Origin of the sequence: Fictibacillus nanhaiensis, assembly GCF_042686385.1 — a bacterium.
Classification (GTDB): Bacteria; Bacillota; Bacilli; order Bacillales; family Fictibacillaceae; genus Fictibacillus; species Fictibacillus nanhaiensis.
The window spans coordinates 2,796,371-2,817,500 of the sequence record NZ_JBHUPF010000006.1 but is presented as its reverse complement, the minus strand read 5'-3'; the positions used below and the strand labels follow the sequence as shown (position 1 = coordinate 2,817,500).

Below are 21,130 nucleotides of genomic sequence, written 5' to 3'. Positions count from 1 at the left end.
GCGTTATCACAATCATGAAAGTTGCATACTTAGGTCCACAGGGAAGTTTCTCGGAAGAAGCTGCCTTTCGTTATTTTGCAGATCACGAAAATGAATGGCATAAATGTGATTCTATTGTTGATGTACTTGAAGCCGTAGAAGAGGGCATAGCTGATAAAGGGATCGTTCCAATCGAAAATTCGATTGAAGGCACGATCAATATTACGGCTGACGGATTGTTGAGACATGATCTTTTTGTAGAAGCTGAAATTATTTTCCCAGTCTCTCTGCACCTTCTTGCTCTAGAGGGAGCTCGTTTAGAAGAGATACAGGAAGTATGGTCAATCGTTCCTGCTTTGGCGCAGTGTCGAGATTTCATTCGAGAAGCAAGAGTAAAGAGTAAGCATTACGACAGCACTTCTGCGGCTGCACAAGCTGTTCACAATCAAGAAAGAAAAGATGTTGCAGCGATTGCATCCCGATATGCTGCCGAGGTCTTTGGTCTAGAGATCATAAAAAGTGGGATTCAAGATAACAACAATAATCATACGCGGTTTGTTGTGATCAGCAAGGAAAATACAGAAATGAATCCTAAAAATTCCAAAACGATGTTATTGATTTCTCCCACATCAGATTATTCAGGTGTTCTATCATCTATCTTGAACGTATTCACAGCGCTATCCATCAACTTAACGTGGATCGAATCAAGACCAACAAAAAAGCAGCTTGGGACATATCATTTTTTTGTAGAAGCTCAAAATGGCCTTCATGAAGAGAAAATGAACAAAGCCATTACGATTCTAGAAGCATTCGGACATGATATACGTGTGTTGGGGAGCTATCGAACGACAAAACTATAAAAGTAAAGAGCTCCGAAAAAAACGGAGCTCTTTTTATTTGGACTCTTATTTTGTTTTCAACAATAGTACGATGCAAAAAAGCATAGCAATGCCCACGATGAGCCAGGTGTATATCAACGAAAGACCGAGTCCTAGATGAGTGCCTATTTCCACTTGTTGATTATTCATTCCTGCAATTATAAGGGGCAGTGCGCCAATGAGATATAGGATTAGTGTCGTACAAACATTTTTTGAAGTGCGTTTTCTTAGAAAAAGAATAAGTACAAATGAGGTAAATAAAAACAGTTCGCTAACGATAACAACGCTTTCCATCTCGTATCCTCCTTTAACAAGTTAACGGTGCAAATATATGATGTTATACTTATTTGTAAATATATAGTATGACTGTTAGGGGGGATATTAGGTGTATCCATCACATCCTATTCTGAAAACGTGGAAGAAGTTCGATTCTTTTCCTATGGAAACCTTAACGAAGGCTTGGTACTTCCATAAAGGTACCTCAAAGAAACAAAGAGACGTCACGTTGATGAAAGAACATAGAATGGAATATGGGAATACGGGAAACTGTTTTGATCTTGCACTCTGGTTGTTGGACGAATTCAAAAATGATGGAATAACAGCCTTTCCAATCGGTTCTAAGTTTCATTCAGATGAAGCACATGTTGCAGTTGTGGCGTTAGATGAAAAGGGTAACCGGTATCTGTGTGATTTAGGTGATCAGTGGCTGCAACCCATCCTCGTTGAAGAAAATAATGAAGATTACACGAATGAAAAGGTAAAGGGATTCTTTCCTGCGGCTGAAATCCAAGTTCAAACAAGAGATCAAAATCATATTGAAATTCTGTACCATAGACCGAACGGCAAGGTTTCAAAACAGTTATTCGATCTAACCCCTATTGAGAGGGATGTTTTCCTACAAGGAGCCGAATACTCGCAGAATCACGTTTATCCAAAGCCGCTCTTTGAATGCAGAGTGCCATATAAGAATGAGATTGCACACTGGGAGTTCTTTCATTGGGAAAGCTTCTTAAGCACGAGTGAAGGCTTACATGAGGGTGATCAAACAGATTCAATCGAACATTGGGTGAACATGATCCATGAGAAAAGCGGCTACCAAAAAGAATTTATATATGAAGCTTTGAGCAAGTATAGATAAGTCGTTTTTCTGAAAGAAGTGAATATAAATGAAACTAAATTCATTATTCATAAATAAATCTGTTCTGTTCGTTTTAATTATCGTTACAGGGTTATATTGTGTCGCGGATATCCTATTTGATCTTTCTTTTAATTCCTTTATTGATCGTACGACTAACATCATAGAGGCTTTGTTTTTTCTTTTTTTATTGATCTACGTAACTGTTGATTCTAAGAAATGATAGAAAGTAGTTAATCTATCATCAACCTATCACCAATCGATCATGGGAATATCTTCTAATTCTTCTTATGATGGAGTAGGATATATTAACCTATTCAATCGGAGGTTTTAAAGATGATAATGCCAACTCATATTGTAGCAGTAGCAGGCTATGTGGAAGATGGAAATGGAAATGTATTATTAGTAAAAACGATACATAACGGCTGGGTCTTTCCTGGAGGTCAGGTGGAATCAGGAGAAAACTTAATTGACGCATTGGTTCGTGAAACAAAGGAAGAGAGCGGTATTGATATTACCGTTTCGCATCTATCTGGAGTATACTCGAACACTGCTCAATATAAGTGGCATGATGGAGTCACGAACGTTCCAACGAAAGTTATGTTTGATTTTGTTTGTAAGCCGATCGGTGGGGAACTAGCAGTGTCAGATGAAACGACAGATAGCCGCTGGGTGCCAAAAGAAGATGTATTAGGTATGTTAACGGGTGAAGCTTATCTGACTCGTTTTAGTGATTATTTAAAAAATGAAGGAAAAGTTATCTACAAGGAATATGTGACAAAACCAAGTTTTGAGTTAAAGGTAGAGAGAAGTGTTTAATTTCTTTCGTCCGGTTCAGCAGTAGAAAATTACAACTATTAAACGCAATTTAGGGTGATACATTAATGATAGGAATTAGTATAGCAACAAAGTGGGAATATGAAGCGACTTTAGAATTTTTCCGCATTAAAGAGAATGAACGCTTCGATTATCCGTTTGGCGAGTATTTCATAAGAAAAATGAACGATACCGAACTCGTTTTTTACAGTACAGGTGTAAGAAAAGTAAATGGTGTTGGTGGTAATCAGTATATGATTTCAAAATTTAACTTAACGAAGGTAATCGTAGCTGGAACATGTGCAGGAATAGATGATACGTTCAATAATTTAGATATCTTCGTACCCGATAAAGCCGTCCAATATGATTGTACAGTAAAAGAAGTCGAGCCTTTTATTAAACAATCTTTCATCGTTGATATGGATCTATCGAAATACGGAAATGATTATAATACTGGAACAATTGGCACCGCTGATAAAGCAGTCGTTATGTGGAAGGACTATTTAGAACTTAAAGAGAACGAGATAACAATAGCCGATACAGAAGCGAGTGCCATTGCTTATATCTGTAGAAAGAATGATGTCGAATGTATTATTATTAAAGGAATATCTGATTTTCCAACAGATGAGAGAAATTCTGATAAATTCGAATCAAACAAGGAACAAATGAATGTTTATTTAGAGAACACACCGAAAGTGATGAACAAAATATATGGCGAATATTTAATGAGGTTTATATAAAACAATTTTAAATTATTACTATAAAAAAACGCAGAGGATGATATGCCTCTGCGTTTTTTTTATATACGATCTGTTCCGTTATTTCTTAGGAATTTCACAGCCATCATCGTCACAGCTCATTCCATCTTCTTCATTATTTAGAAATGTGATTTTGTTTTCAGCTATAATCTTATTTAGTGCTTGAACAAAAACATCAGTCGGCTGTGCACCAGTAAGTGCATATTTTTGGTTGATGAGATAGAAGGGTACGCCTGTTACTCCATAAGCTTTAGCTGTTTCTTCATCAGATCTAACCTCATCTGCCATCTCATCACTTGAAAGCATCCGTAATACAGCTTCTCTATTTAAACCAACATCTTCGGCAAGATCTGCTAATGTTTCATGATTCCCAATATGTTTGGATTCTGTAAAGAAGGCGTATAAAATGCGCTCTGTCATCTCCTGCATTTTACCTTCTTTTTTAGCAAACATCGTTAAACGGTGAGCATCAAAGGTGTTGGTTAAAATCATCGTATCCATGTGATACTCTAGACCAGATTCCTTCGCCATTTGTATCACGTTTTGTGTGTTTGCTTTAGCAGCGTCTATACTCATGCCGTATTTTTTAGATAATTTTTCATAGATGTTTTCGTTAACGTCACGTTCCATTGTAGGATCCAGTTCAAAGCAGCGATACGTTACTTCAACAGGATGATTAATCTTTTTAATAGCGTCCTCCAGACGCTTTTTGCCAATATAGCAGAATGGTCAAGCAAAGTCTGTCCACATTTCAATGTGCAACATCGTAAATCCCTCCATTTGATTCATGTCTACCATAGTATAAAAGGAAACTGTATATTTTACACGTGGTTTGATTCGGTCTTGACAATATTTCCTTCAAAAACCCTAAACTCTTATTGAATCACTCATGATATTTTATATTTTGGTTATATAATAGGAGTGATATAAATTTATTTGTACTATTCGTTTATTGTTCAACAGGAGGAAGTCATGTCTATTAAGAAACGCCTTATCGCCTCTAATATTGCTATGATTGTTATTCCGATCGTTTTATTCCTATTGCTTGAAGTTGTAATCGCAACCCTTATTTTTTCGGGCGTGAATGGCGCACCTGTTAAAAAGGACTCACAATGGTTTATGAGCTTAAGATTTATTGGACTTCTTTTTATTCTAATCGTTACAAACGGAATTCTTACGTATATGGTTTCAAAAACGATACTAAAGCCGATTCGTATTCTTACAAAAGCGGCAGAAGAAATAAGCAATGGAAATTTAGATCATGAGATCTTATCTGTAAATAAAGATGAGTTGGGAAAACTATCTGAAACGTTTGAGAGCATGAGGATTCAGTTGAAAAAAGCAAGAGAGGAAAGAGAGCTGTACGAAAACAATCGAAAAGAATTTGTAGCAAGCATCTCACATGACTTGAAAACACCGCTCACATCGATAAAAGGTTACATACATGGGGTATTAGATGGAATCGCAGATAACCCAGAGACGAAACAAATGTATTTACAGACCGCGTATCAAAAAGCGGATGATATGGATCACCTGATCAATGAGCTTTTTCTGTATTCAAAGTTAGATTTGGAACAATTTCCATTCCAGTTTGAAACGGTTCAATTGGATAACTATTTAGAAGATTATCTCCAGGAGCTTCAATACGATGCTTCCTTTAAAGATGTAGCAATCACGTTTCGATCAGAGCCGAGTGAGAACTATTCCGTCATGGCTGATCGCTTAAGTTTAGGTCGGATCATCGATAATATTATTCAAAATAGCTTGAAGTATAGTGACAAAACAGAGAAAAAGATTTCCGTTTCCCTTCAGTCTAAATCCGATGCGGTCACTGTGAAATTTGCGGATAATGGGAAAGGGATACCTAAAGAATCTTTACCTCGCATTTTTGAAAGCTTTTACCGCGCGGATCCATCTCGGAACAAAACAACGGGTGGAAGTGGTTTAGGGCTGGCTATCGTGAAGAAAATCGTTGAGAGACATGGTGGAGAGATTTGGGCTGAAAGTGGAGAAGGAAAAGGTACTTCTATCTATTTCACCTTAAAAAAGCGAAAAGTAGGGGAAGGAAATGCCGAAGGTATTAATCATTGAAGACGAAACGAGCATCGCGAAGCTTGAACAGGATTACCTGAAGTTCAACGGAATCGATAGCGACATTGCCGAAACAAGTGATGAAGGATTACGAATGGCTCTTGAAGGCGTTTATGATCTAATCTTGCTTGATCTAATGCTGCCAGGTGTAGATGGGTTCGAACTCTGCAGCCAGTTACGTGAAAAGTTGGGGATTCCAATCTTAATGGTAACCGCAAGAAAAGCCGATATTGATAAAATGCGTGGCTTTGACCGAGGAGCAGATGACTATATCGTTAAGCCCTTTAACACCAATGAGCTGGTAGCAAGGGTAAAAGCTCACATCTCACGTTACAAGCGTCTCACCAAACTTGAAGTGAAACCGGACATCATCGTCATAAAGGGTCTGGAAATTCATTTGAATTCTCGACAGGTTTTTATTGATGGGATTGAGAAAAAATTAGCCGTTAAAGAATTCGACCTGCTAAAATTCCTAGCGACCAATCCAAACATCGTCTTTACTAAAGAGCACCTATTTGACCAAATATGGGGACTTGAATCGATGGGAGACACGTCGACGGTAACGGTTCATATAAGAAAGCTAAGAGAGAAAATTGAAGAAAATCCAGCCAAGCCACAATATATTGAGACGGTTTGGGGAGTGGGGTACCGATTTAAAAATAGCAAGTAGAAATGAAGGTATTTATGAACCTTCATTTTTTTTGCGAACTGATTTAAGAAATTCTTAAGAATTAGCTAAGAAATCCTTTAGTTTTCCTGATTATTATAACTCCAGTAAGAAGGTTGAAACACATATCATTTACTAAAAGGGGTTATCATTCATGAAGAAAAACATCACGTTTGTATCGATATTATCTCATCTTTGGGTGCAGTGGATCATGTTAGGAAGTATGCTCGTAAATACGTTCTTGTTATATCCTAATATCTTTTATGATGTACCAAAATCACTTAAAACGGCTATGGAATTTATGGAAGTAGCCAGTCCGCACACGTATTTTCCTCCAATCGGTATGGCAAGTATCTCAACAGGAATTCTGGCTTTGATTTTAGGATGGAAAGTGAAGTCTGCTCGGGTATGGATTTTTTGGAGCATGCTGATGATTGTGATTGAAGGTGCAATTTCGATTGTTTTTGAATGGCCACGTAACGAAATTATGTTTCTTGAAGGAACAGACGTTCATTCAATTGCTTTCCTAAAAGAAACGGCTAAAGAGTTTGTCATCATCCACAGTATTCGAGTTGGGACGAATATTCTAGGGTCTATATTAATATTTATTGGTTTTATGAAATATTATAAAAATTGTTTGATTCAGGAGAATAACAATTAAAAATAGAGCTCGGTTTTTTAGACCGAGCTCTTCAATAAAAGTATAAGTATGGGAGTTTCTTACTTATCCCTTAAGCTAAATAGTAAATTTTAGCTTTCATTACGATAGCTATATTTGGTCAGCCGGGTAAACCAAACCAACCTGTCTTCTAGCCTCATCCATTATTTTCATCACAGCGAGTGAGTTTGCATGTGAATTCACTCTAGACTCAAGTTCACCACGTTCGATCAACTCGATAAACTCCTTCGCTTCGTAATACATCTTCGGTTTATCTTGTTCAACCGTGATGTTCTCTGTACGACCATCTCGATATCGAATCTCGATGTTTGTCATGTCTTGTATATGATCGATTAGAATACTTCCGTTTTCACCTTGGATTTCTGATGGAACGAAAGAGTTAGAAATCTTAGAGTACATCACAACTGCTTCACTCTCTCCATAGTTTAAAAGGATGCTGCCTTCTCCATCGACACCAGACTCAAGTAAATAGGCGTTTGCTTTAATATCTTCAGGCTCACCAAAAAGAACGACCATTGGAAATAAACAATAGATGCCGATATCCATCAATGATCCGTTTGAAAACTCAGGTTTAAAAGCATTGAGAATCGTGCCTTCCTTATATTTATCATAACGAGATGAGTACTGACAGGAGTTCGCAAAATAACGGCGAACTTTACCGATCTTATGAAGGTTCTCTTGAATGCTTCTAAAGTTCGGCATCACGGTTGAACGCATGGCTTCCATGAGCAGTACCTTGTTTTCCTTAGCAACAGCTATCATTCTTTCTACTTCTCTAACATTAGATGCCATAGGCTTTTCACAGATTACATGCTTGCCATGGTTCATGAGTGTTATCGCATACTCTGCGTGAAATGAGTTTGGGCTAGCAATATACACAGCGTCAATTTCATTACTAGCAGCCATCATTTCTAAATCAGTAAACGTATGTATCGCACCATGCTTCTCAGCAAATTCTTTTGCTTTTTCTTCTGTACGTGAAAAGACAGCATTCAGTGTAAAACCATTTACTTCTCTTGCAGCAGCAATAAAGCTCTCTGTGATCCAATTCGTTCCAATAACTCCAAATTTCAAAATGATTCATCCTTTCACAATCGGTAGCATAGCCCGATGCTTTTCCTAGTATGTATTCTACTCCTATAGTCATGTTTTAGACAAATAATGAGGACTGTCGCACTATTTTTGTAAAAAAAGGTTTCTTGATATAACATCCAGGGTAAATAGAAGTTAAAACCTGGTAAGGAGGGATGAGTTATGCTTACTATGACCAATCATAACCAGCAAACGATAAAGCCTTTAGATATGCCAGTTTCACGATACGTGCTTAAAGAACAATCAATAGCAGATCAAGAGAAACGCAAGCCTGAATTTGAATTAACGTCGTTGAATCCAAAATAAAAGAAGTCATACATGAAGAAAGCGAAGATCTTAGGGAATCTTCGCTTTTTTGTGTTTAATTTTAAAATATTACGCTAAAACAGACAATGAGATTCCAATTCCGTTTACAATACCATGAATGATAATCGCTGGAATAATAGAGCCTGTCTTCTCATACACCCAGCAAAAAACCAGGCCAGAAGCAAAGTTTACAGGTAGCGTATTATACGTCGGGATATGAACGATCATGAAAATGAACGAGCTGAAAATCATTGCTTTTCTAACACCCCATCGTCTGAACCACGTATACAAAAAACCACGGTAAAAGATTTCTTCATAGATAGGGGAAACAACTGCTGCTGATAAAAAGCCGATCATAAATGTAAAAGGTGTAAGGTCAGATTTTAGACTCTCCGTCTTATTATTACTTGTTCCTATTGAGAGAACATCCATTACGACAACAATGGCGATACTTATGAAAATGAGAAATAGAGTCCATAGCATTATCGTTTTCCACATTTTTTTCCTAAGTGGAATAAGTCCAACTGCATGCCACCCTAACTGATTTGGTTGTAATGCGATCCAATACACACCTGTTGTAAATACGATCGCCATGAAAAAACCAGTTAATGTTCCCGCGTATAAGGTGTTATCAAACCATTGTATCAACTGATCATATAATACGTTCTCCAAAAGAATGGGTACACCAACTAAACAAAGAATTAATAATAATAGTAGTTCACGAATATTCCATTTTCTCTCTGTTGTAACGTTCATCGTATTGTTCCTCCTGATTAACTTGTTATAATATGTTAATTGTAAGTGGTGACGTAACGTAACCTGCAAGGGAAAAAGGAGAAATAAGAATGAGCTTATTTTCAACAGGAGAGGTTTCAAAGCAATATGGCGTTTCTGTAAGGACTCTGCGGTATTATGACCAAATTGGTCTATTATTACCGAGTATAAAGAGTGATAGCGGTACAAGAATGTATACGAAGGAAGATCTTCAATTATTAGAAAAGATTACACTCTTGAAATCTTTGTCTCTACCTTTAACAGAAATTAAAAAAATAATAGGTGAAGTAACGATAAAAGATATTCTTGTAGTTCAGAAGAAAGATGTTCAGACTCAGTTGGACCAACTTCAATCAGCGTCTGAAAAAATAAATACACTCCTACATATCCTAGAGCTTCAGGGAGAGTTGGATTGGGAGCATATCCTTTCTCTCGTTCAAGCAAATGAAGGCGCGAAGATTGCTGAGAAGAATCAAACCTGGGAGAAGCTTTTTTCTGATAACGAGAGAAAGACGTTACAAAATTCATTACCCAAGCTTGAGGATGCTAGTACTGCAAAATGGGTGAACATTATAAAACGAATTGAGATCTGTTTGAAAAACAAAAGTGAACCCTCATCCGAAGAAGGTCTTTTAATCGCTTCAGATGTATTACTCTTATCTCATGAAATGTTTCAAGGAGACGCCGAATTAGAGGAGAAATTCTGGAACGCTAGAAAATCTGAAACCTCCTCACGCTCAATGAATTTATATCCGGTTAGCAACGAAGTCTTAGAATTTTTGGATAGAGCGATTATCAGTTATCAGACAATCAACGCATGACCAAAGTTTTATAAAAATGTAAAACTTTGGTTTAGTACCTTGTGGATTTGGGGTATCAAGAAATAGACTCCAAAATTATTCATGAGGTGAAAAGAAGAAATGAAAAAGTTATTGGTATTTGTAGTAGCCATAAGTCTAATGGTTTTAGGTGGTTGTAACATGCTGATTGAAGATGATTTTAATGCGTATTTGGATGATCGCAATGATCTCATCGACAAAGAAACAAAGTTATTTGAACAAGCACAGACCGATTTTGCTAAGCTTATTGAAGATCCTAACGCAAAGGAACAAGTGCAAAAAACGATTGATAAGTATGAAGCATTAGTAAAGGAAGCTGAAGGAATTCGTTCCGAAAAGATAGATGACTTGAAAACGTCTCAAGATCATTTTGTAAAAGCGATTCAATCGAATGCAGAAGGAATGAAATTAAGTCTATCAGCTTTTGAAAAGCAAGATGTTGAGTTAGATCAAAAATCTCAAACAATGTTTGAAGAAGCACAAAAAGCCGGGAAAAAGAGTGAGAGTGAGTTAGAGAAGTTTGCAGAAGACAACGACTTTACATTAGAAGAAACAGAAAAAAAAGAATAATAGGATTGTAGAGGAGCTGAACATACTCAGCTCTTTTTTTATTGAAAAAAGTTTTGGAAATAAAAAGGGTATCACAGGTGGACTAGAGAAGTTGTAGGGTGGTCTTGATGGATTGTAAGGTGAGGAGCTGTAAAATGAACGTTCATCTAGTGTTTGGAGAATCTACGACTGGCGCTATGAAATGGTTGCTAAATAAAGAAAAACGCCAGGAACATGTAATTAGGTTTCCTTGCCAAAAAGGATCTTACATAAGAAACGGAGAGAATAGATGATGAATCAAAGTGTGGAAACGAATGTGAAATTAATAGGTGACAATATTTTTATCAGGTTAATAACTGTTGAGGATGCAGAGGATATGGTGAATCTTCAATTAGAGAACAGAAAATTCTTTAGTCAGTTTGCAATGGAACGCAGCGATGATTTTTACTCCCTTGAAAATCAGCAGAAACGAATTCAGATGTTAGTAGAGAATGCTAAACAAGATTTAGATTACTATTTTGGTATTTATACAAAAAATGAAGAGATTTTGATTGGAACAATCAATCTGTTCGCAGTCATGCGCGGATCGATTCAAAGTGCCTTTGTCGGTTACTTTTTAGATGAAAAGCACAATGGAAAAGGCTTTACGACAGAAGCTGTACGTTTGATCGTAAAATACGCATTTGATGAACTTAAACTTCATCGAGTAGAAGCGGGTGTGATGCCGCATAACATTGGTTCTATTCGAGTGTTAGAAAAAGCTGGTTTTGAGAAAGAAGGACTAGCACGTAAAAACGTGAAGATTAATGGAAAGTGGGAAGACCATCAACAAATGGCTATCATCAATCCTGCTGATTGATGAAGAGAATTCTAGCTGTGCTCCTTTTACTTATCATTCTAGTTGGATGTACTGAGGATGAAAAATTGGTTCGTGTTGATTATCAGCTGGCTGAGATGTCAGTGGATGATGATGGAATAGTAACGGATGAGGATCAAATACATTCACTTGGTGCGTTATTAGAAAAAATGCAATGGGAAAGCGGGAAAATGCAAGCATCGAGAAAAGAAGATATGATGTTAACCTTTTTCTATTTATATGATCCGAACATGCCTGAGAGATTAGAAGAATATAAAATTTGGTTTCATAACGATAGGTCAGCAGAGATTGCTGACTTAAATGAGCATAGGTACGGAAAGTTGAGTGGAGAAGATGTTAAACAGTTGAAAAAGCTGATTAAGTGATGAGAGAGTCTAGTTGATCAGATGTTATTATACAGAAAACCGGGAACGTCAGATTTGGACGTTCCCGTTCATATTCCGTCAATTAAAATACTACCAGTGCACTTGAAGTTTGTTACCATTTGGGTCATAAAAGTGGAAAAAGGCATGACCATTATCTTCTTTTATATCCTCGACCTTAACTTCATTATCCATTAAGTGTTGATGAAATTTAGATAACTCTGAACTTGTAAAGCCGATGCTAAATGCTTGTTCATTATTAATTGTAAAATGAGCAAATGTCTCATCTTGGGTAGGGACTAAGATCAGCAAGAAAGGTCCTTCATTTACTTTTAAAATGGCAAGTTCCTTCGTATGGTTCAGTAACTGAAGTCCTAATACATCTCTATACCAGTGTGCGGACAGTTCTAGATCTTTAACAGGGATTCTAATATAATGTACTTGTTCAATAAACGATTTACTCATAGCTCTCTCCTTTATTTAATTTGCTATATGGAATAGTTCCCTTTTTATATCCATTTCTCCTGTAGATTGTGAAAACTTTCCCTTTAACGAAATAAAACTTCTCATTTTGATATAGGGCTTAAAAACATCACATAATTTCATCTTCTCTCTATGTAACTATCCCCACCGCCGCTAATGTAGTATAATTCAAATTACTGCTTGAAATAAGCACAAGAACGGTCATGGAGTGATTAAAATGAGTAAAGCAAAAGGCAAGAAAAGCGGCGTAGGGCAAGGAACCGGGAAAAAGGGATGGAACCGTTGGAAATCCAGCAGTAAGAAAAAAGGTCCAAAGCCTTATGTGAGTAAAGGTAAGAATAAACCAGAGAACGAAAGTGGAACAGAAAACAATTAACAAAAATAGAACAGCCAAATGCTGTGAATGAGCCATCTACTACTAAAGCTAGATGGTTTTTATTTTGGAATAAATCGCTCAAATCTACCATAAGATGAATTATTCATTGGTAAATGGGAGGGACGAGCTTTGGCTACACAAAATACGAACTACGCCATTTCAGAAGACTTGATCATAAAATACAACAAGCTTAATGAGAAGAAGAAAGAGCTAGAAAAAGAATTAGACGAGCTAAAAAAAGTATTTCATATTTATTTTGATCAATTAGTCGGTCAAAACGAGAAAGGTGAAGTGACAGTAAACAACTACAAACTGCAGCGCCAGATCCGAAAATCTGAAAAGCTTCATGAAGAAAAGACTGTGGATCGACTTACTGAATTAAATATGACAGATCTCATTCTTCATGTGCCAAAACCGGATGAAGAAAAAGTAAAATCTGCCATCATGCTAGGCTTATTAAGTGAAAGTGATATGGAAGGGTGCTTGATTAAGAGTGCTTCTCAAGCAATTGTTGTTAAAACACTTAAAGCTTAAACTGTTAAAAAGCAGCTCCCAAAAGGGAACTGCTTTTCTTATTCTGCTTTCTGCAATACGCCTACAGCTTTTGAATTTTTGATTTTTTGTAGGATACCCTGAATAGAAGTGTACTCGTCATAAAGAAAGACGAGTGTATCACCAGGCTCTGAGCATTCCCATGCTTGAATCAAAGCTTCAGCTTCCTTAGGATAGACAGAAACGGATGTAATGCCTTCAGCTTCTTTTACACCCATATAGAGGTGATGAACCGTTTCACCTGGAATCCGTCCCCTTAGGTTCACATCTTCTTTAATGATAAAAATGTCAGAGTGAGATCCGAAGATTCGGCCCATCTCTTGTATCGTTTGGTCCTGTCTATCTCCAGCTGCTGATCCAACTGTAATTACTCGTCCACTCTTTAGATGATCTACAGTTTCAAATAGTGCCTTCAAGCCAGCAGGGTTATGCGCATAGTCCACTACAATCGTACGATCATGAATGTTTAATACATTAAAGCGTCCTCTGTTTTGATTTTCAGATGAAAGAAAAGTAATCACTTTGCTTCGTAACTCAGACAAAGGTCTTCCTAATGAATGAGCAGCTGCAAGAGCACCAAGGACATTCGCGATATTGTGTCGGGCAGCGCCATTAATCGTGATCGGAATATGAGATACAGGAAGGAACCTTTCTGCTTTACCGTTCTCGCTGAATACAACCCAATCATCTTCTAGATACCAAACTTTTAATCCTTGCTTCAACTGATCTTGAATGACAGGGTTCATTACCGATAAGGAGAAGAAGATTACTTCGCCATTGGTATGATTCGCCATATCCACACATCGTGAATCGTCAGCGTTCAATACACATGTACCTTCAGGAAGAACAACTTCAGCAACCGTTTGCTTTAACTTTTTTAAATCATCTAATGTTTCTACGCCATTCAACCCAAGGTGATCTTCACTAACGTTGGTTACGATTCCGACGTCACAATAGCGAAATGCAAGGCCTTCACGTAACATTCCCCCGCGAGCAGTCTCTAACACGGCGATATCAACTGAAGGATGAGCGAGTACTTTACGCGCACTTCTTGGTCCGCTGCAATCACCAGCGTCAAGTTGTTGATCTCCAACCCAAACACCATCGGAGCATGTAAATCCTACCGTTATGTTTTCCTTTTGCAAAAGGTGTGATACAAGACGAGTGGTTGTCGTTTTTCCGTTTGTTCCAGTTACTGCAACAACGGGAACGGCAGCTTCTTCACGAGAAGCAAACAGATAGTCGACGATAGCTCCACCTGCATCTCTGCTTTTCCCTTGTGAAGGATGGAGGTGCATACGTATGCCAGGAGCTGCATTTACTTCTAGAATGGCAGCTTCACCTTCAATAAAAGGAACCGTTACATCCGCTGACAAAATATCAATTCCTGCAATATCAAGACCCACTGCAGCTGCAGCTTCAATAGCCATGTTACGATAATCAGGGTGAACATCATCTGTCACATCGATCGCAGAACCGCCAGTAGACAGGTTTGCGTTTCCTAAAACTTCTACAGATTCTCCTTTGCTTAATACAGATTGGAGGGAGTAGCCACTCTTTTCAAGATGAACGACCGTACGTTCATCCAAAGGAATCTTGCTCATCGCTTTTTCATGACCATCACCGCGTAATGGATCTAAGTTTTCTTCTTCAATAAGTTCAGCAATTGTTTTATAGCCATCACCAATTACAAATGGCGGGAGACGAAGACTTGCTGCAACTAGCTCGTTATTCACGACGAATAAACGGTAATCATTTCCTGCATAATATCGCTCAAGAATATATGAAGTACCTTCACTGAACACACAGCGGAAAGCAGCAATTAAGTCTGTATCATTCTGAATATTCGTTATGATGTTCTGTCCTTGTCTTCCGTTTAATGGTTTAATGACAAGCGGGTAACCAATTTTCTCAGCAGACTGAAGCAGCTCATATTCATTGGAAACCACATCCCCATTAGGAACAGGGAGGCCAGCACCTCTTACTAATGTTTTAGTCATGTCTTTATCACAAGAATTTTCTACTGCTAAATAAGACGTTTGTGAAGAGATAGTCGCTTGGACGGATTTTTGCTTCTTACCCGTTCCGATTCTTAAGTAGCTGTTTGTTCCGATACGTTCTACGGGAATCTTCCGTTTTCGTGCAGCTTCATAAATGGCTTCCGTACTCGGACCTAGTTTATGTAGGTGGTAAAGGTCAGAGGTGTGCCTGATGTATGAATCAGCGCTAATTTCGTTTCCTTCTAAGATAGCGGTTACAATTTCGAGAGCTGCTTCAAATGCGTATAAGCCTGATTTTGGTTCTGCATAATCATAGGTTACAAAGTAAATTCCTTTTCGTTCGCTTGTAATCGTTTTGCCACGTTTTACCGAGATACCAGCGAGATGTTGAATCTCAAGGGCAATATGCTCTAAAATATGGCCGATCCACGTTCCTTCATGAAGGCGTTCTACGAATCCGCCTGCATAACCCCTTGAACATGTATGTGTGTGAAGGGAAGGGATGACTTTTAACAATGAATCTACAAATCCTGGTAAAGTGTTAGAGGGTTTCTCTTCAAATTCTTCTATATCAAGCTCAATCCATATAGTAGGTTTAAAGCTGTAAAGGTTCGGTCCCGTTAAGTAATTGACGCGGTTGATTTTCATTAAGACGCTCTCTCCTTAAGTGATGATTAATTCTCGTTTGTATAAGTCAAATACAGCACCCGCTCCAAGTGTGTGGAAACGGATATCGGAAATTGTCATATTTCCTTTATTCTCAGCAATATCTACATATGTCGATGTTTTGCCATCAAATATGCTCACGTTGTATTCACCGATCACCTCAAACTGCTTGCCGTCGTTATGAACCCATATTGCCGTGTTTTCATCGATACCGATGCCAATGATCTGAGGGTTTAACGCGATAGCACGCATGAGACGACTAAACCGATCACGCTGAGAAAAGTGCTGATCAATAATTACGTCTTCTAAAAATCCAAAGCCTGAACCTAACTCGAGTATGGAAACATCCTCTTTTTCAAACAGCTTTGATGAGATGATCATCAATCTGCTCATAACAGCAGCACCGGCACTCGTTCCACCGATGATTAAACCGTCTTGCCATTCTTGAAAGAGGTGTTTATAAAAGGATGTTCCACCTAAAATACTTGTTAGTCTTAATTGGTCGCCCCCTGTCATGAAAAGACCAGACAGAGAAGAAAGCTGTTCGGGTAATTCAGGGTCTTCCGCTTTTTCACGGGAATCTAAATGGAAAAGCAGTGGCTTAGTACCATGTAAGGTTTGAAACAGTTGATAATATTCACTGCCTACTTCTTCCGGAAAGCCGGATGCTGTTGTCAGGATTCCTATTGGACCTTGACGATTTTTACATAGTGCAGAGAATCTGGATAAGATTATTTTCTTTTCACTCTTGTCCTCATTGCCACCAATGATCAGCAGATCACCTTTTGCCATCTTTCATCAGCCTCTAATTCATTAAGTAGTAGGAAAAACAGGTCGAAATAATCGTCCATTTCGCCCTGTTATGTATTCCACGATTCGCTAGTATTCAAACCTTTTTGAGGAATTATTTTACTGTTTATTTAAATAGTTAAAATTTTTGTAAAATTTTATAGATTCTTGTCAAAACAATTAGTATAATTTACCTATTGGGAGTATTTTACTTTCTATTTTTCTAAGGGGAGGAGTTAAGGGTCATTTAACAATATAAAGGGAGGATGTATAAATGGAAAAAACATTACTTCTTCGATCCTACGAAATTAACACGAGCACAATGGCACTCTTACCGTTTTACAACGAATATGGAGAGGTTCAAACCGAAATTTTAGAAAGCGAAAAAAACGAAAGAGTTGCACTCAGCCCCATTAAGATTATTAATGAAAGCTGTTTGTTTTTTGGATCTAGCTATGAAGGCAGGCGTGAAGCAGTTCGTCGGTCTATGGGCTATGTGAGTTTATCCCCGATCATGATTAACCTCGAACTAGGCATTTTCTTTTTTCCTGTAGAATCTCCTAAGAATGAAACGTGCATCTGGTTATCCCAATCACATGTTCAACGAATAGATTCCATTGATTCTGACACGTGCAGTGTCCACTTTAAAAACACCGCTAATTTAATCTTACCCCAATCTAAATATGCATTAGAGGCCAAATTGTTCCGTACCGCACAATACAGATATATCCTGAGTGAGCGAGTTAATGAAAGAATGATGAGATATTGAAAATAATAGAATAATAGTACGAACACGCCCGATGCAAACTTGTACGGGCGTGTTTTGATTGGTTAAATGTTCCTTGAAAATTTGGAACTTTCCTCCTAATTATTCGTATAACATTTTGAGGAGGAGATATAATGAAACATTTTATTAGCTGTATCGTTACCGTTTTCTTATTATTAGTCATCAACTTTGTGGTGGCAAATCTATTAGGAGTGGCGTTTATTGATACTTCATTATTTGTTGGTTTGATATTTGCTCTCACGATTCGATTTTTCACTTCGAAAGGTGGACTTTCATCAAACATGGTTCGCATGCAGGCGCAAGCTATGACCGGAATCAAGGTTGAAGAAGAAAAAGCAACGTTCAAACCGAGTTATCCTTATTATACCGCAGTTATTTATACCCTCGTTTCATTCATCTCCATATTCGTTTATTACAAAGATTATTTTATTTAGTATATAGTTGATTTTTGAAGGTAAAATGGCAACAATGGATATTGAACTTCTTTTGAAAAATTTAAACAGGAGTGTGTCCATACATTGAACCTTCGTTTTGGTCGTTTATCATTATGGTTTTGTATTGCTGGAATACTACTTGCTGGCTGGCCGTTCATCGTTCGAGATGATGTAGCTCAACAAGTTGCTATCTTTCTTTTTAGTGGAATCATGTTGTATTTTATCGGTGTCATCTTTAGCGTTATAGCTATTGTGAAGAAAGAAGCTGGAAAAGCTAAGTTTTTTGGACTGTTTTTTATCTTGTTCATGGCTCTGATCTCTATATTCGGTCTGCTGTTGTTATCGTTTGGGATCGGTGGAAAATAAGTTTATGTATTTACTAAAAAAGCCTTTCCCAGGTGGGAGAGGCTTTTTTCCATTTATGCTTGTTTTCTTCCCTCTTCTTCAAGTACAACATCTTCATCGAACGGAGTATCAAATTCCGTAGAAATAGGTGCAGAGAATAAGGAGATTCCTATTATACTAACCAGTCCAGCTGACATTCCATAAAGAATAGGGTTCGTTGCTGTGAGGCCTTCGATAAAGAGTCCTGCTAGGACAACAACTGTAGAAATTAAAATGGCATAGAATCCTGAGTTAGGAGTCGCTCGTTTCCAAAAGAACGTCATAACGAGCGGGATGAAGATCGCTCCAGATAGAATCGCATAAGCTACATCAAGTGCAACGAGTACATCTTGAATCCATATGGAAAAAGTAATCGCGATTAAGCCGATCACAAGTGTTGTGAGTCTTGATGCTGTAATCATTTGTTTGTCAGTAGGAGACTTCATAAAATATTGTTTTAAGATGTCGTTCGTAATCAGAGTAGAAGACGCTAGTAAAGAACCAGATGCTGTTGACATAAGTGCTGAACACACACTTGCAAGCACAAGCCCTAAGATACCCGTTGGTAAAATGGTAAGAGCCATCTCAGCAAACGTATTCTGCGGGTTATCTAATGAAGGCAGCACGATGAATGCACACATACCGATAATGCTTCCTGCAATCGCGTATGCAAAACTATAAACTCCTGCAAAGATCGATCCATTTCTAGCTATCTTACTAGATTTTGCTGTGAAGACACGTTGCCAGATGTCTTGTGATACGACCATACCGAGTGCAAACAACAAAAAGTATTGGAAGATCTGCTGATAACCGATTCCTGTGAAATCTAGGTGAGATTCAGGAAGTTTTGTTAATAGATTTCCTAAACCATCTACCTTTGAAAGACTCATAGGAACCATAATGAAGAAGATACCAACCGTCATTACGATGAATTGAATAATATCCGTGACTGTAACACTCCACATTCCACCTAGTATTGTATAGAAGAGGACGATACCTCCTCCAACTAACATGGAAGTCGTTAAGCTCCACCCTAAGAGTACATTGATGATCGTTCCCATCCCGATCACTTGGGTAACTGCGATCATCAAAGTATATATAGAAGCCACGATGGCACTTAAAAGTCGTGTTTCCGATTTGTATCGTTTTCCTAAAAGTTCACTGATCGTTGTAACTTTTAATGAATCGATCTTTTTAATAAATATCGTACCTAAAAGAATAATACCTAAACCAATCATTGATACAAACCAGATGCCAGAGATTCCGAACTGATATCCTAGCTTTGTTGTTCCGATCGTCGCTGCTCCACCTAAAATAACGGCAGATAAACAACCAAGATACATAAACATGCCAAGGTTGCGTCCTGCTAATGTGAAATCTTCAGAAGTCTTTGCTTTAGTTGAGCCAATAATTCCTGCACCAATCAATACGGCAAAATATAAAAGAATAATAACTGTATCAAAAGTTTGCATAATAAAAAACCTCCTTTTTAGTGTAATGCTTTAACCGTGTCATTTAAGCGTTTTGATAGTTTTCCGACAGTTGAGCATGAACTTCATCCAAATATTCTTCAAGTGACTCTTGAAGGACAGCAAGACCTTGATCAATTTGTTCTTGATTAATAGTAAGAGGAGGAATCATTCTGATGACTTCACCATGATTTCCACAAAGATAAAAGAGAACGCCTTTCTCTAAACACTTGTCTAGAATATTCATCAGTGCTTGACCGTCTGGTTTACCTGTAAAAGGATCGATAATTTCAATTCCAATCATAAGTCCTACTGCACGAATACTCCCGATCAAAGGAGTCTTTTCTTGAAGTTCTTTCAATCTTGCAACTGCATAATTCCCCATGTTTTTTGAGTTTTCTATGAGATTTTCTTTTGTTAAAACATCTATTGTAGCGAGCGCTGCTTCACAAGCGATTGGGTTTCCACCAAATGTTGTCCCGTGACTGCCAAGTGGCCATTGCTGCATGAGTTCTTTAGAAGCAACTGTTGCACTTAGTGGCAATCCTGAAGCAATACCTTTTGCGATAGCCATGATGTCGGGCGTAACTCCGAACGTTTGAGCAGCGAACCATTCACCTGTTCTTCCGAATCCCGTCTGAACTTCATCGAAAATCAGCAAGATGCCATGTCTGTCACAAACTTCTCTAATTTTCTTCAGCCAGCCACTCGGTGGAACGATGTAGCCTCCTTCACCTAGAACAGGTTCTACAATCATACAGGCGACTTCTTCTGGTGTTACTTGATGGTTGAACAATGTTTCAAAATCTTTCTCAAGCTTCTCGATGACATACGTTTCTGGATCTTCACCAGCTGGAGCACTTTTTACATCGGCATAGGGAACTTGATAGGCAAGACCGTTCGGTTGTAGAAACTTGCGGTATTTACTTTTGGAAGTTGTCACGCTCAACGCACCTAGTGATCGACCATGAAAGCATCCGGTAAAAGAAATAACGTAAGGTCTTTTAGTCACGTGCTTAGCGAGTTTCAGAGCACCTTCTATGGCTTCGGTTCCACTGTTGGCAAAAAAGAAACAGTCCAAATCACCTGGTAGAACATGAGCTAGTTCTTTAGAAAGTTTCAGGATCGATTCATACATGATGACTCCAGATGGTCCGTGCATGAGGTGATCTGCTGCATCTTTGATCGCTTGGACCACTTTTGGATGACGATGGCCAGTATTTGCCGTTGCAATACCAGAAGTGAAATCAAGATACTGCTTTCCATCCAGCCCATAATAATAGCAGCCCTCTGCTTTTACGACAGGTAGGTTCGGATGATCTTTTGCCATACTTGGTGCTAGTAGGTTAGGCATTTCGTTTACAAGGTTGCTCCAGTTGTTCATTGAC

The 21,130-nt window shown here is 38.1% G+C and carries 27 protein-coding genes; 18 read left to right on the top strand and 9 right to left on the bottom strand.

The features are described 5' to 3' along the window. Positions 1 to 14: 14 nt before the first annotated feature. Complete coding sequence (gene pheA, locus ACFS5O_RS18140) at positions 15 to 839, top strand: prephenate dehydratase (protein ID WP_205725709.1); 825 nt, start codon at positions 15 to 17, stop codon at positions 837 to 839. 45 nt (positions 840 to 884) lie between these two features. Here the strand turns inward: pheA and ACFS5O_RS18135 are convergent, their stop codons facing one another. Next, positions 885 to 1,151, bottom strand: coding sequence for a hypothetical protein (locus ACFS5O_RS18135; protein ID WP_205725710.1), 267 nt, complete (start codon positions 1,149 to 1,151; stop codon positions 885 to 887). Positions 1,152 to 1,242: 91 nt separating this feature from the next. On the opposite strand from ACFS5O_RS18135, the gene ACFS5O_RS18130 reads away from it, so the two are divergent. The 3 genes from ACFS5O_RS18130 (at position 1,243) to ACFS5O_RS18120 (ending at position 3,548) form a co-directional block, all read left to right on the top strand. Further along, positions 1,243 to 1,995, top strand: coding sequence for a hypothetical protein (locus ACFS5O_RS18130; protein WP_379839536.1), 753 nt, complete (start codon positions 1,243 to 1,245; stop codon positions 1,993 to 1,995). Between the two features lie 333 nt (positions 1,996 to 2,328). After that, positions 2,329 to 2,811, top strand: a complete 483-nt coding sequence (locus ACFS5O_RS18125) for an NUDIX hydrolase (protein ID WP_205725712.1) — start codon at positions 2,329 to 2,331, stop codon at positions 2,809 to 2,811. 65 nt (positions 2,812 to 2,876) lie between these two features. Further along, entirely contained in the window at positions 2,877 to 3,548 is a 672-nt protein-coding gene (locus ACFS5O_RS18120; protein ID WP_205725713.1) for a 5'-methylthioadenosine/S-adenosylhomocysteine nucleosidase family protein, read from the top strand. Positions 3,549 to 3,626: 78 nt separating this feature from the next. Here the strand turns inward: ACFS5O_RS18120 and ACFS5O_RS18115 are convergent, their stop codons facing one another. Further along, the gene (locus ACFS5O_RS18115; protein WP_318300270.1) at positions 3,627 to 4,283 is read right to left on the bottom strand and encodes a DsbA family oxidoreductase; all 657 of its coding nucleotides are present in this window, start codon (positions 4,281 to 4,283) and stop codon (positions 3,627 to 3,629) included. 255 nt (positions 4,284 to 4,538) lie between these two features. Between ACFS5O_RS18115 and ACFS5O_RS18110 the strand changes: the two genes are divergently transcribed. The 3 genes from ACFS5O_RS18110 to ACFS5O_RS18100 all read left to right on the top strand — a co-directional run bounded on the left by ACFS5O_RS18110 (position 4,539) and on the right by ACFS5O_RS18100 (position 6,985). After that, positions 4,539 to 5,657, top strand: coding sequence for a sensor histidine kinase (locus ACFS5O_RS18110; protein WP_205725714.1), 1,119 nt, complete (start codon positions 4,539 to 4,541; stop codon positions 5,655 to 5,657). Then, positions 5,635 to 6,327 (top strand): response regulator transcription factor, encoded by a 693-nt coding sequence (locus tag ACFS5O_RS18105; RefSeq protein WP_205725715.1) that lies wholly within the window; start codon positions 5,635 to 5,637, stop codon positions 6,325 to 6,327. The genes ACFS5O_RS18110 and ACFS5O_RS18105 overlap by 23 nt, the downstream gene beginning before the upstream one ends. 151 nt (positions 6,328 to 6,478) lie before the next feature. After that, positions 6,479 to 6,985 (top strand): hypothetical protein, encoded by a 507-nt coding sequence (locus tag ACFS5O_RS18100; RefSeq protein ID WP_205725716.1) that lies wholly within the window; start codon positions 6,479 to 6,481, stop codon positions 6,983 to 6,985. A 108-nt stretch (positions 6,986 to 7,093) separates the two neighbouring features. Here the strand turns inward: ACFS5O_RS18100 and ACFS5O_RS18095 are convergent, their stop codons facing one another. Next, positions 7,094 to 8,080: a Gfo/Idh/MocA family protein gene (locus ACFS5O_RS18095; RefSeq protein ID WP_205727228.1), complete on the bottom strand. Its 987-nt coding sequence runs from the start codon at positions 8,078 to 8,080 to the stop codon at positions 7,094 to 7,096. A 177-nt stretch (positions 8,081 to 8,257) separates the two neighbouring features. On the opposite strand from ACFS5O_RS18095, the gene ACFS5O_RS18090 reads away from it, so the two are divergent. After that, positions 8,258 to 8,401: a hypothetical protein gene (locus tag ACFS5O_RS18090; RefSeq protein ID WP_205725717.1), complete on the top strand. Its 144-nt coding sequence runs from the start codon at positions 8,258 to 8,260 to the stop codon at positions 8,399 to 8,401. 69 nt (positions 8,402 to 8,470) lie between these two features. Here ACFS5O_RS18090 and ACFS5O_RS18085 read toward each other — a convergent pair whose 3' ends face one another. Beyond that, the gene (locus ACFS5O_RS18085) at positions 8,471 to 9,157 is read right to left on the bottom strand and encodes a CPBP family intramembrane glutamic endopeptidase (RefSeq protein WP_205725718.1); all 687 of its coding nucleotides are present in this window, start codon (positions 9,155 to 9,157) and stop codon (positions 8,471 to 8,473) included. Positions 9,158 to 9,246: 89 nt separating this feature from the next. On the opposite strand from ACFS5O_RS18085, the gene ACFS5O_RS18080 reads away from it, so the two are divergent. The 5 genes from ACFS5O_RS18080 (at position 9,247) to ACFS5O_RS18060 (ending at position 11,805) form a co-directional block, all read left to right on the top strand. Beyond that, on the top strand, positions 9,247 to 9,996 hold the full coding sequence (locus tag ACFS5O_RS18080) for a MerR family transcriptional regulator (RefSeq protein ID WP_205725719.1): 750 nt from the start codon (positions 9,247 to 9,249) through the stop codon (positions 9,994 to 9,996). 99 nt (positions 9,997 to 10,095) lie between these two features. Further along, positions 10,096 to 10,584, top strand: a complete 489-nt coding sequence (locus ACFS5O_RS18075) for a hypothetical protein (protein WP_205725720.1) — start codon at positions 10,096 to 10,098, stop codon at positions 10,582 to 10,584. A gap of 134 nt (positions 10,585 to 10,718) precedes the next feature. Further along, positions 10,719 to 10,856 (top strand): hypothetical protein, encoded by a 138-nt coding sequence (locus ACFS5O_RS18070; protein WP_205725721.1) that lies wholly within the window; start codon positions 10,719 to 10,721, stop codon positions 10,854 to 10,856. Further along, complete coding sequence (locus ACFS5O_RS18065; RefSeq protein WP_318300174.1) at positions 10,853 to 11,422, top strand: GNAT family N-acetyltransferase; 570 nt, start codon at positions 10,853 to 10,855, stop codon at positions 11,420 to 11,422. The genes ACFS5O_RS18070 and ACFS5O_RS18065 overlap by 4 nt, the downstream gene beginning before the upstream one ends. A 17-nt stretch (positions 11,423 to 11,439) precedes the next feature. Next, entirely contained in the window at positions 11,440 to 11,805 is a 366-nt protein-coding gene (locus ACFS5O_RS18060) for a hypothetical protein (protein WP_205725722.1), read from the top strand. A gap of 90 nt (positions 11,806 to 11,895) precedes the next feature. On the opposite strand, the gene ACFS5O_RS18055 is transcribed toward ACFS5O_RS18060, so the two are convergent. Continuing rightward, positions 11,896 to 12,267: a VOC family protein gene (locus tag ACFS5O_RS18055; RefSeq protein WP_205725723.1), complete on the bottom strand. Its 372-nt coding sequence runs from the start codon at positions 12,265 to 12,267 to the stop codon at positions 11,896 to 11,898. Positions 12,268 to 12,502: 235 nt separating this feature from the next. Here ACFS5O_RS18055 and ACFS5O_RS18050 point away from each other — a divergent pair, with 235 nt between their 5' ends. Next, positions 12,503 to 12,661, top strand: coding sequence for a DUF3934 family protein (locus tag ACFS5O_RS18050; RefSeq protein ID WP_082861310.1), 159 nt, complete (start codon positions 12,503 to 12,505; stop codon positions 12,659 to 12,661). A gap of 129 nt (positions 12,662 to 12,790) precedes the next feature. Next, positions 12,791 to 13,195 carry a hypothetical protein gene (locus ACFS5O_RS18045; protein ID WP_318300175.1) on the top strand — a complete coding sequence of 135 codons (405 nt, stop codon included), beginning with the start codon at positions 12,791 to 12,793 and terminating at the stop codon, positions 13,193 to 13,195. A gap of 38 nt (positions 13,196 to 13,233) precedes the next feature. Here ACFS5O_RS18045 and cphA read toward each other — a convergent pair whose 3' ends face one another. Both cphA and ACFS5O_RS18035 read right to left on the bottom strand, forming a co-directional pair. After that, entirely contained in the window at positions 13,234 to 15,861 is a 2,628-nt protein-coding gene (cphA, locus tag ACFS5O_RS18040; protein ID WP_205725724.1) for a cyanophycin synthetase, read from the bottom strand. Positions 15,862 to 15,876: 15 nt separating this feature from the next. Next, positions 15,877 to 16,671 carry a cyanophycinase gene (locus ACFS5O_RS18035; protein ID WP_205725725.1) on the bottom strand — a complete coding sequence of 265 codons (795 nt, stop codon included), beginning with the start codon at positions 16,669 to 16,671 and terminating at the stop codon, positions 15,877 to 15,879. 271 nt (positions 16,672 to 16,942) lie between these two features. Here ACFS5O_RS18035 and ACFS5O_RS18030 point away from each other — a divergent pair, with 271 nt between their 5' ends. The 3 genes from ACFS5O_RS18030 (at position 16,943) to ACFS5O_RS18020 (ending at position 18,255) form a co-directional block, all read left to right on the top strand. Further along, positions 16,943 to 17,437 carry a competence protein ComK gene (locus tag ACFS5O_RS18030; RefSeq protein ID WP_066392449.1) on the top strand — a complete coding sequence of 165 codons (495 nt, stop codon included), beginning with the start codon at positions 16,943 to 16,945 and terminating at the stop codon, positions 17,435 to 17,437. Positions 17,438 to 17,568: 131 nt separating this feature from the next. After that, positions 17,569 to 17,889 (top strand): hypothetical protein, encoded by a 321-nt coding sequence (locus tag ACFS5O_RS18025; protein ID WP_066392451.1) that lies wholly within the window; start codon positions 17,569 to 17,571, stop codon positions 17,887 to 17,889. A gap of 84 nt (positions 17,890 to 17,973) precedes the next feature. Then, entirely contained in the window at positions 17,974 to 18,255 is a 282-nt protein-coding gene (locus ACFS5O_RS18020; RefSeq protein ID WP_066392454.1) for a hypothetical protein, read from the top strand. Between the two features lie 53 nt (positions 18,256 to 18,308). Here the strand turns inward: ACFS5O_RS18020 and ACFS5O_RS18015 are convergent, their stop codons facing one another. Together ACFS5O_RS18015 and ACFS5O_RS18010 are read right to left on the bottom strand one after the other, a co-directional pair. Next, positions 18,309 to 19,745, bottom strand: a complete 1,437-nt coding sequence (locus ACFS5O_RS18015; RefSeq protein WP_066392459.1) for a sodium:solute symporter family protein — start codon at positions 19,743 to 19,745, stop codon at positions 18,309 to 18,311. 43 nt (positions 19,746 to 19,788) lie between these two features. Next, positions 19,789 to 21,126: an aspartate aminotransferase family protein gene (locus ACFS5O_RS18010; RefSeq protein WP_066399830.1), complete on the bottom strand. Its 1,338-nt coding sequence runs from the start codon at positions 21,124 to 21,126 to the stop codon at positions 19,789 to 19,791. Positions 21,127 to 21,130: the final 4 nt, after the last annotated feature.